The 10702-nt window shown below is 33.4% G+C and carries 11 protein-coding genes; all 11 read right to left on the bottom strand.

Going from position 1 to position 10702, the window contains the following annotated elements; all coding sequences use genetic code 11:
- Positions 1-1366: ATP-binding cassette domain-containing protein (locus WBN21_RS03530; protein ID WP_424197917.1), on the bottom strand; the 1366-nt coding region annotated here is incomplete at its 3' end.
- Complete coding sequence (locus tag WBN21_RS03525) at positions 1367-2080, bottom strand: 3'-5' exonuclease (RefSeq protein WP_424197916.1); 714 nt, start codon at positions 2078-2080, stop codon at positions 1367-1369.
- Positions 2077-3228: a serine hydrolase domain-containing protein gene (locus tag WBN21_RS03520; RefSeq protein WP_424197915.1), complete on the bottom strand. Its 1152-nt coding sequence runs from the start codon at positions 3226-3228 to the stop codon at positions 2077-2079. The genes WBN21_RS03525 and WBN21_RS03520 overlap by 4 nt, the downstream gene beginning before the upstream one ends.
- Before the next feature lie 60 nt (positions 3229-3288).
- Positions 3289-3810, bottom strand: a complete 522-nt coding sequence (locus tag WBN21_RS03515; RefSeq protein ID WP_424197914.1) for a DUF4442 domain-containing protein — start codon at positions 3808-3810, stop codon at positions 3289-3291.
- 1 nt (position 3811) lies between these two features.
- Positions 3812-4285: a methylated-DNA--[protein]-cysteine S-methyltransferase gene (locus WBN21_RS03510; protein WP_424197913.1), complete on the bottom strand. Its 474-nt coding sequence runs from the start codon at positions 4283-4285 to the stop codon at positions 3812-3814.
- Positions 4285-5370: a CNNM domain-containing protein gene (locus tag WBN21_RS03505; protein ID WP_424197912.1), complete on the bottom strand. Its 1086-nt coding sequence runs from the start codon at positions 5368-5370 to the stop codon at positions 4285-4287. The genes WBN21_RS03510 and WBN21_RS03505 overlap by 1 nt, the downstream gene beginning before the upstream one ends.
- 96 nt (positions 5371-5466) lie before the next feature.
- Positions 5467-7977 (bottom strand): T9SS type B sorting domain-containing protein, encoded by a 2511-nt coding sequence (locus WBN21_RS03500; protein ID WP_424197911.1) that lies wholly within the window; start codon positions 7975-7977, stop codon positions 5467-5469.
- A gap of 91 nt (positions 7978-8068) precedes the next feature.
- Positions 8069-9058: a porphobilinogen synthase gene (hemB, locus tag WBN21_RS03495; protein ID WP_424197910.1), complete on the bottom strand. Its 990-nt coding sequence runs from the start codon at positions 9056-9058 to the stop codon at positions 8069-8071.
- Between the two features lie 13 nt (positions 9059-9071).
- Positions 9072-9458: a YchJ family protein gene (locus WBN21_RS03490; RefSeq protein ID WP_424197909.1), complete on the bottom strand. Its 387-nt coding sequence runs from the start codon at positions 9456-9458 to the stop codon at positions 9072-9074.
- A gap of 1 nt (position 9459) precedes the next feature.
- Positions 9460-10362, bottom strand: a complete 903-nt coding sequence (gene hemF / locus WBN21_RS03485; protein ID WP_424197908.1) for an oxygen-dependent coproporphyrinogen oxidase — start codon at positions 10360-10362, stop codon at positions 9460-9462.
- 2 nt (positions 10363-10364) lie between these two features.
- Positions 10365-10702, bottom strand: a 338-nt coding sequence (locus WBN21_RS03480; RefSeq protein ID WP_424197907.1) for a GNAT family N-acetyltransferase, incomplete at its 5' end; no start/stop codon positions are given.

Here is a 10702-nt window from a genome sequence, read left to right as displayed (position 1 = left end):
GTCCACCAGAAAACTCATGAGGGTATCTATTAAAATAATCTTCAGATAAACCTACTCGATTTAAAATATCAATCGCTTTTTCTTTTCTTTCAAAATCAGTTTCATAAAGTTTATGAACTTTCATAGGTTCCATAATGGCTTCACCAACAGGTATTCTGGGATTTAATGAAGAATAGGGGTCTTGAAAAATAATTTGAATGTCTTTTCTAAGGGTTCTAATTTCGGTTTTAGATAGTTTTGTAATATCTACTCCATGGTATAAAATAACTCCAGATGTAACTTTATCTAATTGCAGAATAGCATTTCCTAAAGTTGATTTTCCACAACCAGATTCGCCCACCAAACCTAAAGTTTCACCCTCATAAAGTTTAAAACTCACATTGTTTACAGCCTTAAAATGTCGAGGTTTTGTAAACCATCCTGATTTAGTAATATATTCCTTTTCAACATTAACAACCTCTAACAATGGTGCTTTGCTGTATAGTTTTTCGTGGTTTTTTTTACGCTGTTCCGTTGATATTATTTCTGAAGAAATGGTATCATTCAAAAAGTCTTGAATAGTTGGCAATGTTTTTAATCTAGTATCTAAAGAAGGCCGCGAATTAATTAATGCTTTGGTATAATTGTGTTGCGGATTTTTAAAAATGGCTTCTACTCCGCCTTGTTCAACAATCTCACCTTTATACATCACTAAAATACGATCTGCAATTTCAGAAATTAAAGCTAAATCATGAGTAATAAATATAACACTCATTTTAGTTTCAATTTGCAACTCCTTTAATAAGTTAATGATATCGTTTTGTACGGTAACATCTAATGCCGTTGTGGGTTCATCAGCAATTAAAATATCTGGCTTACAAGCTATTGCCATGGCAATCATAACACGTTGTTTTTGGCCCCCAGAAATTTCATGCGGATAGGCTTTAAAAACGCGCTCTGGTTCAGGCAGTTTTACTCTTTCAAAAAGCGCTATGGTTTCTTCTTTTATTTGATTTTTCGATAAACTTGTGTGTTGTTTTAAAATTTCCTCTACTTGTTTTCCACAGGTCATTGAAGGATTTAAGGAACTCATTGGTTCTTGAAAAATCATGGCTATTTTGTTGCCTCTTATTTTTTGGAATAATTTTGGTGAAAGGTTTGTTAAGTCTTCATTATTATAAATAATTTTTCCAAAACCTATTTTAGAAATATTCTTTGGCAAAAGCCCTAATATAGCTAATGATGAAACAGATTTGCCTGAGCCAGATTCGCCAACAATTCCTAAAATTTCATTTTTATTTAAAGTATAAGAAATTGAATGAATAACTTCATTTTTCCCAAATGAAATACTTAGATTTTCAACTTTTAAAATTGGAACTATTTCCATTTAAATATGAATAATTTCGTCGTCAGATAATATGTCATCACCTCGTAAACGCAGAAATATTTGTGCAACAGCAATAGTGTCTTTTTCACAATATATTATGATTCTATCAATTTCATTTTCTTCATAATACACCCTGTATACTTCGCTACCGTCAATATCATCTTTTGGCGATGGAATGCCTAAAACATTGGTCATTAATTTTAACGATGTATACGTTTTATAATCACCAAACTTCCATAATTCTAAAGTGTCTAAATGCGGGACTTCCCAAGGTTTTTTACCAAATAAGTTCAGTTTATATGGTAATTCAATCCTATTGATAATCATTCTTCGTGCGATATACGGAAAGTCAAATTCTTTACCGTTGTGAGCACAAAGCAGATGTTTAGTTTGGCTATAATGTGAAATCAGTAAATTTTTAAAATCCTTAAGTAATTTTACCTCATCGCCATAAAAAGATGTGACTCTAAATTTCCTTATATCGCCTTGGTTTGCAAAATAACCAACCGAAATGCATACTATTTTACCAAACTCTGCCCAAATTCCGGCACGGTCATAAAATTCTTCAGCGGTAAAATCATCTTTGCGTTGGTATTTTGATTTGTGATCCCAAAGCGCCTGTTTGGTTTCATCTAAATCAGAGAAGTACTGTGTTTCTGGAACGGTTTCAATATCCAGAAATAATATGTTTTCAAGATTTAATTTTGAAATCATTGGTTTAGCATTTTGTAAGCTTCTTCAATATAAGAGCTAATGTCTGCAGTAAATTGACCAATTTGTTTATTGTCTCCTTTTGAATGTCCAAGTCTCACGATTATCACATTATCATTAGGTTCAACAATAACATATTGCCCTAAATGCCCACGCATCATGAAAAAATGTTTGTTGCCAATGGTTTTTAACCACCAACCGTAACCATACATTTCACCACCAGGATAAACAGGTTTTAAAGATTTAGCTACAAAGGCAGAATCTAAAATTTGTTTACCATTCCACTTGCCGTGGTCTTTGTAGAGTTTTCCAAATCGTGCAAAATCTTTAGCATTACTTGCAATGCAGCAGTAAGCTTTTACCAAATCATGTTCTTCACTATCTACCTGCCAAAGTGTAGGGTTTTCAGAATTTAAAGGTTTCCAGAAGCTTTCGGTTAAATAATTATATAACTTTTTGCCAGTAGCTTTTTCAATAACAAGCGCTAACATTTGAGTATCTCCGCTAGAATATTTAAAGGATTTACCCGGCTCGGTAGCCATTTTTAAACCTAGCATCACTTTTTCTAAATTATCATCAAAATAAGCCCGAGTTACAATTGAAAATGGGGAGTAATATTGTTCGTCCCAAGAGGTTCCAGATGCCATACTTGATAAGTCTCCAACCGTCATTTTTGCTGCTAATCCTTCATTAAAAGTTGGTAAAAAATCACTAACTGGTTGGTCTAAACTTTTAATATGGCCTTCCATAATCGCTTTTCCCATCAAGCCACTTACGTAACTTTTTGCCATTGAAAAGGAATTAGATTGCGAATTTTCATTAAAGCCATCATAATAGTTTTCAAACCAAATACTATCATTTTTAATAATAACATAGGCAATTGTGCCATTTGTTTTATTAATAGAGTCTAAACCTATTGTTTCCTTAACCGAATTGTAGTTTTTGTGATTGGGCCATGGTTGAGGTGTTCCATCTTCAATGACTTGATTATCGAATTTTTTATAATCCTCAAGATAGGCGGTGGTATAACCTTGTAAATAAATGGTTCTTACGGCCTTTATAAGGTAATCAGTATCGGTAACATATAACCCAGTTACAATTATTCCGATTAGAACGACTAACCATTTAAAATTTTCTTTTAGAATTTTCATGCGATTCATTTAATGTAGAAACTAAAGATAAGAAAATTAATATATCGACGTATAAGAAAATTATTTAGACGCTGCCTTTAAGGATAATTTTTCTTTATAAAATACTTTGGAAGCAACATAAATAGTTTTGGAAAGTTCAGCTATAATAATACCTTCTTTGTTTATGATTTTTGGCGTTTTTATAATATCAATTTCACCTTTATTTTTCACCTCTTTTTTTATGCTTATAATGTCTTCTTGTGAAAAATTAAATTCACAGAATAAGGTTTCTTTACCTGGTCTTTTGTAGTTAATAGTTGCCGATTTGTCCCAAACAACATAATCATCGCCTAAAATTTTAATAAGTTGAATCATATAAATAGGGTCTGTGGCTGATAACATACTTCCTCCAAAAATAGACCCAACAAAATTTTTATTTTTCCAACTCAATGGGATTTTTATTTTTACATAATGTAAATCCGACGATACGTGAATAACCTTGCCCGTTGATCTCCTAAACATAGGCGACCAATTAAACCCATATTTATAAATTTGAGCGTTGGTAAAGAAACGTTCCGCGATATTGGTTAGGGTTTTGTACATGTTAAAATAAAGACTGTTGTTTGTATGGGCTTTCGTGTTCTAGTAACCATTGTTTACGGTGTAATCCACCAGCATAACCAGTTAACGAGCCATCACTTCCAATGACACGATGACAGGGCACAATAATCCAAAGTGGGTTTTTGCCATTAGCGTTTGCTACTGCCCTTATGGCTTTTACATCGCCTAATTGTTTTGATAATTCTAAATAGGAAATTGTTTTTCCATAGGGAATTTGCTCTAATTGCCGCCAAACTTTATTTTGAAAATCGGTGCCTTGGGGATTTAGTTTTAAATCAAAAACGTTTCTAGAACCTTCAAAATATTCATTAAGTTGAATCACACATTCTTCTAATTCAACAGGAATAATATCGGTAATTTTTTCTTCAGAATTAAGCACAGTTACAGAAACAATACCATCCTCATCTCCAACAATTTTTGTAAACCCTAAAGGGGAATTAATAATGCAGGTTTCCATTATTTAGCAGATTGATTTTCTTCAATAATACCTAACTTTTTAGCCCGTTCTTCCCAGCTTTTTCTGGCTAAATGTTGCAGGTCAGAAACATTATCGCTTTCATCCATAATTTCTAAACCCAGCAAAGTTTCAATAACATCTTCCATAGTTACTAAACCACTTACCGAACCATATTCGTCAACAACCAAAGCCATGTGGTTTCTGGTTTCTACAAGTTTTTCAAAAAGGGTAGGTATTGCCAAATCACGATTTACAATAATAATATCTCTTTTAAGTTCTGATAGCTTTTTGCTACCATTACCTAAAGCCATTTCTTTAAAAATTTCATCTTTTAAAACCAGGCCTTTTATGTTGTCTTCGGTTTGCGAATACACAGGAATTCTAGAAAAACGAAGGTTTAAATTTCTGTTAAAAAAATCTTCAACCGTAGTAGTTTCGTTTTCGGTTAACATGACCGTTCTTGGTGTCATAACGTTTTTAGCAAAAACTTCTCTAAAAGTTAACAGGTTTTTAATTATTTTGCTTTCGTTTTCTTGAAAAACACCTTCTTGATGCGCCATATCGGTCATTACCATAAAACCTTCTCTACTTAAAATACTACCATGACCTTTACCGCCAATTAATTTTGTAGTTAATTGTAATAGCCATAAAATGCCTGTCCATTTTAAAGGAAAAATTAATACGGTTAGCGCTTTTGAAGTGAAATTTGCTAATTGTTTCCAGTAAGTTGCACCAATAGTTTTTGGTATAATTTCTGAAGCTACTAGTATTAAAAACGTCATGATTGCTGAAACGACACCCACGGTGTTTATGCCCCAAAGTTCAATTTTAAAAGGCAAGCTTTCTGCTTCAATACCTACCATCATCGCACCTAATGTATGTGCAATAGTATTTAGTGTAAGTATGGCTATTAGTGGTTTGTCTACATCTTTCTTTAAGGTTTCTAAAGTTAAAGCATAGTCCTTTCCTTCTTGTTTTTTAACATTTATAAAGGTTGGCGTAACGCTTAGTAAAACAGCTTCAAGAATGGAACATAAAAAAGAAAAGAAAATGGAAATGGTTGCCCAAAACAGTAATGCGCTCATAGTTTTATTTTGAAAAACTAAAAATACTAATTATTGAATGAAAAGCTCCTGAAAACCAAAATGAATATTATTTATCACAATTGAATTTATGATGTTTTATAGTTTTAAAGTAAAGTGTGCTTTAAATTCTCGAACAATATCATTATCATCTTTGAAAATAACTTTAAACCAATAGTCAGATTGTGGTAAACGTTTCCCATTATACACACCATTCCAGCCATAACCTTTTGGATCTAAATGTTTCAGCATTTTGCCATATCTGTCGTGAATGAATATTTCAGGTTCCTTTAAAGCCTCTATTCCTATTATTTGCCAAAAGTCATTATAACCATCATTATTAGGTGTAAAGAATTTCATATAATCAATAATAGTTCTTTCTATATTAACTGTGCCACAACCTTTAGTATCAATAATTTGAAATGTGTGATACCCTGGTTTTAAGTTCATAAACACACCATAATCTTGTGTTGGACCATTATCAACCGAGAAAATATAATCACCAAAACCACTAGCAGTAATTTCTACCGTATGGTTTTTAGAAAAAGGCAATGAAGTAACTACAACATCCAGAACTTGTGGAGGTCCAGAAGGAAAAACAGTTGCCTGTTTAGTGAAATGACAACCTGTTGGTGTAAACGTTGCCTTAACAGAATAATTACCCGGGTTTTGAGCAGTTAATTCACTTGAAGTTTCGCCAGGAATTATGTCGCCTTCAAAATACCATTCAAAACTATGATTGGTTTCTGATAAACCTGTTTCAATAATTGGGAGGCTATACTCAAAATTAACAGTATCATCACTATTTAAACAGATTAGAGTATCATCAATTTCAAAAACGGGAGGTATATTAATAGTAATTGTAAAAGGTAAAAAAGAGTAACAGCCAGAATATGTTTCTGTTTTTTTAGCAAATAAGTTATATGTAGCTTCACCTATTGTTGTATAGTTTGTCGCGTTTAAATTAACACCATTAATTGCGTCATCTGCAGTATTATGATAAGTTATGGTAAAATCACTAGGATTATCTGGTCCAACAACAAAACTATCCAAAGTTGTTAGATTAATATTTGTTTCATAATCATAATCTTCATCACAGTAAAATTGATCTGGAATTTGATAGGATACAGGCGTTTCAGGACCAATTATTTCAACAATTTGATTACTGGTAGTATAACATTCATATTGTTCAAAAACAAAATCTGTATAAATTCCTTTAAATAAATTGTTGAAAATAATATTACCGCTATTATCTGCCATTAAATCTTGAGGGCCAACAAGAACGCCGTCGTGCGTGAATTCTATGGTGTAATTTGTTAATGGTGTTAAGCCAGAAAAGGCTAATCGACCTTCTGGTGATTCGCATTCCGAATAGTCATTTTTACTTATGGTGTAATTTGGAACTTCAGGGTCTTCTAATTCAAAAACCGTATTAATGGATGTATCACAACCTGAAAAGTTAACTGAAACATTTGAATAGGTGCCAGCATCTAAATCTGTTATTTCAATAATACCATCACTATTAGCAACATACATTACCTCAGGGACTGAAACACCATCATCCACATAACTTATTCCGTAGGAATCACCCTCTATTAATCCTGAAAATATAAGTTTACCATCTTGCCCGTTACATATACTTGGGTTTTCTTGAATCGCATTTACAATGAATGGAATAAACGTTTCATCAACCTCTTCTAGAATATAATAATAAGTAAATCTAACTGTTTCATTTGCTGGGATATCACCTAAGTTAAATGCAATGGAAATGGCCTCATCTACACTAGCAGTTGTAGCGCCTTCGGTATTTGTAAATCCAAACCCTCCATTCCATATTTCACTTGCAGATCTGTTGTTGAATCCACCATAAGCTACTCTTGCATTGGCATTATTAGCAAATAAACTAACATTTGATCCATCCATATCCGCAGGAGTAAAAAGCGGGTTTTGCGACGCTGTAACTAGACAAGTTTGATCTGTAGAAGAACTTGCTTGTGAAATAATTTCCATACTAGTCTCATAATTACCGCTTAGAGTTACGTTATTGTCAGGATCGACATTATGCATGAAAAAGACATCGTTTTTTTGAGTGTCGGTAAGGTTTTTTATAAATGTGGTCATTTGTATAAATAGACCATCTTGAGTAATACTGAAGTACCTTTTTACATTTAATCCATTTACATTTCCTTCCCAAGATATTTGAGCAATATCTTCAAAACAATCTGAAGATATTACATTTACACTAGTGACCTTTCCTGGAATGCCTGAGGAAAATATACCATTGTTATTATTGTAATTTATACCATCTATTTGAATACAAAAGCCCTCTTCTGGATCACCTGGAGAGAAGAAGTCGCCGTCGTAATCTACCCATCCATCATTTAAGGGGTTTGCAATAAATCCGAATAGATTGTTTCCAACTTCTCTATTATTATGAAAAGTGGCAGGTCTGTTTGCAGTTTGTGCACCATAAACCCCTTTTGCATTAATTCCAATTTCTACTAAATTGCCTTTTGCCCAACCTTCACCATCAATTTCATGGGCTTCAAGTTGTGCAAAACTAAAGTTATAACTAATTGTAAAAACTAACACAATAAAAAATCTATGCATACTTGTTGTAGGTTAATGGGAACAATTATACATATAATAATTTTTATAGGATGTAAAACAGGTTTATTATTAGATGAACGGAAAAAATTAGCTACGAAATCAATTTAATAACATCTTTAGCGAAGTAAGACGCTATAATATCTGCGCCTGCGCGTTTAAAAGCTGTTGTAGTTTCCATCATAATTTGGTCATGGTCTAGCCAGCCTTTTTCAGCAGCAGCTTTTATCATGGCATATTCACCAGAAACTTGGTACACAGCCACAGGAACATCCACTTCGTTTTTAATTTCTCTTAAAACATCAAGATAAGAAATACCAGGTTTTACCATAACGATATCTGCGCCTTCATCAATATCCATTTCGGTTTCGCGAATGGCTTCAAAACGATTTCCAAAATCCATTTGGTAGGTTTTTTTATCCTTTGGAATATTAACCAAATCAACAGGTGCAGAATCTAAAGCATCACGAAAAGGTCCGTAAAATGCAGAAGCATATTTAGCTGAGTAGCTCATGATTCCTGTATTTATAAAACCTTCATCTTCTAAAGCTTCACGAATGGTCAGAATTCGTCCATCCATCATGTCACTAGGCGCGACAAAATCGGCTCCAGCCTTTGCATGTGAAATGCTCATTTCTGCTAAAAACTCGGCAGTTTCATCGTTTATAATTTGTCCGTTTTCAATAATCCCATCGTGTCCGTAAGCCGAATATGGGTCCATGGCAACATCGGTCATCACTAACATATCCGGACAAACATTTTTAACAGTTTTTATAGCGCGTTGCATCAATCCGTTTGGGTTTAATGCTTCCGTGCCTTTATTATCTTTTAAATTATCTGGCACTTTTACAAAAAGCAACACCGATTTTAAACCCAATTTCCAAAGTTCTTTTACTTCGCCTTCAAGCAAATCTAAACTGTAGCGAAAGTAATTGGGCATCGACGGGATTTCATCTTTTATACCTTTTCCTTCAACCACAAAAAGCGGCACTAAAAAATCGTTTGGTGTAATTATGGTTTCACGAACTAAAGCGCGAATGGCTTCGTTGGTTCTTAATCTTCTATTTCTTCTAAGTGGGAACATATTTTTATGTATTTTAATTACTTATTCCTAAGTATTTCCAATAATTATTATCTTTTATAAATGTCGATTTTTCGTGAATAACATCAACTTTTCCGTTTTCATAAAAATAGGCATTAAAAGTTACAGTACCTTCGGTATCGTTTTGCATGCCTTTTGAAGTTTCTAAAACTTCTAATTTAATCCATTGAACTGATTTTGCCCATTTAATAATGGCGTTCTTCTCTTTTATTGGTCGTGTTTTTGAATGATGTGTTTCCATTAAATAATTACCATTTGCTAAAACAAACGCAGAATATCTGGAACGCATTAACTGTTGGCAGGTTTCAGTTTTCCCGCCGTTTTTATGGTATATCTCACAGCATTTTTGGTAGGTTTTATTATTTCCGCAGTAGCAATTCATGTTACACCCAATTATTAGGATTTTGTAAAACGGTAATCAATTTTTCTTCAGCACTTCCAGCTTCTGGGTGATGGTCGTAAACCCATTGTACATGTGGTGGTAAACTCATTAAAATGCTTTCTATGCGTCCGTTGGTTTTTAGTCCGAAAAGCGTGCCTTTATCATGCACTAAATTAAATTCTACATAACGTCCACGACGAATTTCTTGCCAAGTTCGGTTTGCTTCTGTGTATGGTAATTCTTTACGTTTTTCAACTATAGGAACATAAGCTTCTAGGAAACTATCACCAACTTCAGTTACAAAGTTATACCAGTTTTCCATAGTCATATCATCTGATGCTTTGCAATAATCGAAAAATAATCCGCCTAAACCTCTACCTTCGTTTCTGTGTGCATTATAGAAATATTCATCACAACGTTTTTTATAGTTGGGGTAAAATTCTGGGTTATGTTTGTCGCAGGCCGTTTTACAAGTTCGATGAAAGTGTTTGGCATCTTCTTCAAACAAGTAGTAGGGCGTTAAGTCTTGTCCGCCACCAAACCAACTATCAATAATTTTTCCATGTTTATCATACATTTCAAAATAACGCCAATTAGCATGAACCGTTGGAACCATTGGATTTTTAGGGTGAAGCACTAAGCTTAAACCACAGGCAAAAAAATCGACATTGCCTACTTTAAAATAGGTTTGCATAGATTTTGGTAATTTACCATGAACACCTGAGATATTTACACCGCCTTTTTCAAAAACATTCCCTTGTTCAATTACGCGAGTTCGTCCGCCGCCACCTTCGGGTCGTTTCCAAATATCTTGTCGGAATTTGGCTTTACCATCAACGGCTTCAAGTTTTGATGTGATGCTGTCTTGTAAATTTTGTATGTATTGGTAGAATTTGTCTTTCATATTTATTGAATCTCTTTATACAACTCGTATAATTCCATGTTTAATGAGTTTTCGCCTGGTGGTGTAAATTCATTATTAAGCGTTTTTATCCAAGTAAAATTATTGTTTTCTGCCACTTTTACGCTCCCAATATTACTTTGGTGAACTATAATTTGAAGTGTTTTAAATCCTAATTGAGAAAAAGCATAATCAGATAATTGTTTGACAGCTTCGGTTATTAATCCTTTACCTTGAAAATTATAATCTATACAATAGGCTAATTCGCCTTGCTTTTTATCTAAATCGACCTCTTTGATATATACTAAACCCACTAATTTATTGGATTCGGCTTCTCTTAATG

This window comes from Algibacter sp., from assembly GCF_049667265.1.
In the GTDB taxonomy this organism is placed as follows: domain Bacteria; phylum Bacteroidota; class Bacteroidia; order Flavobacteriales; family Flavobacteriaceae; genus Algibacter_B.
This window is presented reverse-complemented; position numbering and strand designations above follow the sequence as displayed.

Excerpts from the sequence above, each read along its gene's own strand:
- hemF (WP_424197908.1), bottom strand. The coding sequence starts at position 10,362 with ATGAAAGACAAATTCTACCAATACATACAAAATTTACAAGACAGCATC.
- hemB (WP_424197910.1), bottom strand. The coding sequence starts at position 9,058 with ATGTTCCCACTTAGAAGAAATAGAAGATTAAGAACCAACGAAGCCATT.
- WBN21_RS03490 (WP_424197909.1), bottom strand. The coding sequence starts at position 9,458 with ATGAATTGCTACTGCGGAAATAATAAAACCTACCAAAAATGCTGTGAG.
- WBN21_RS03525 (WP_424197916.1), bottom strand. The coding sequence starts at position 2,080 with ATGATTTCAAAATTAAATCTTGAAAACATATTATTTCTGGATATTGAA.
- WBN21_RS03520 (WP_424197915.1), bottom strand. The coding sequence starts at position 3,228 with ATGAAAATTCTAAAAGAAAATTTTAAATGGTTAGTCGTTCTAATCGGA.
- WBN21_RS03510 (WP_424197913.1), bottom strand. The coding sequence starts at position 4,285 with ATGGAAACCTGCATTATTAATTCCCCTTTAGGGTTTACAAAAATTGTT.
- WBN21_RS03515 (WP_424197914.1), bottom strand. The coding sequence starts at position 3,810 with ATGTACAAAACCCTAACCAATATCGCGGAACGTTTCTTTACCAACGCT.
- WBN21_RS03505 (WP_424197912.1), bottom strand. The coding sequence starts at position 5,370 with ATGAGCGCATTACTGTTTTGGGCAACCATTTCCATTTTCTTTTCTTTT.
- WBN21_RS03500 (WP_424197911.1), bottom strand. The coding sequence starts at position 7,977 with ATGCATAGATTTTTTATTGTGTTAGTTTTTACAATTAGTTATAACTTT.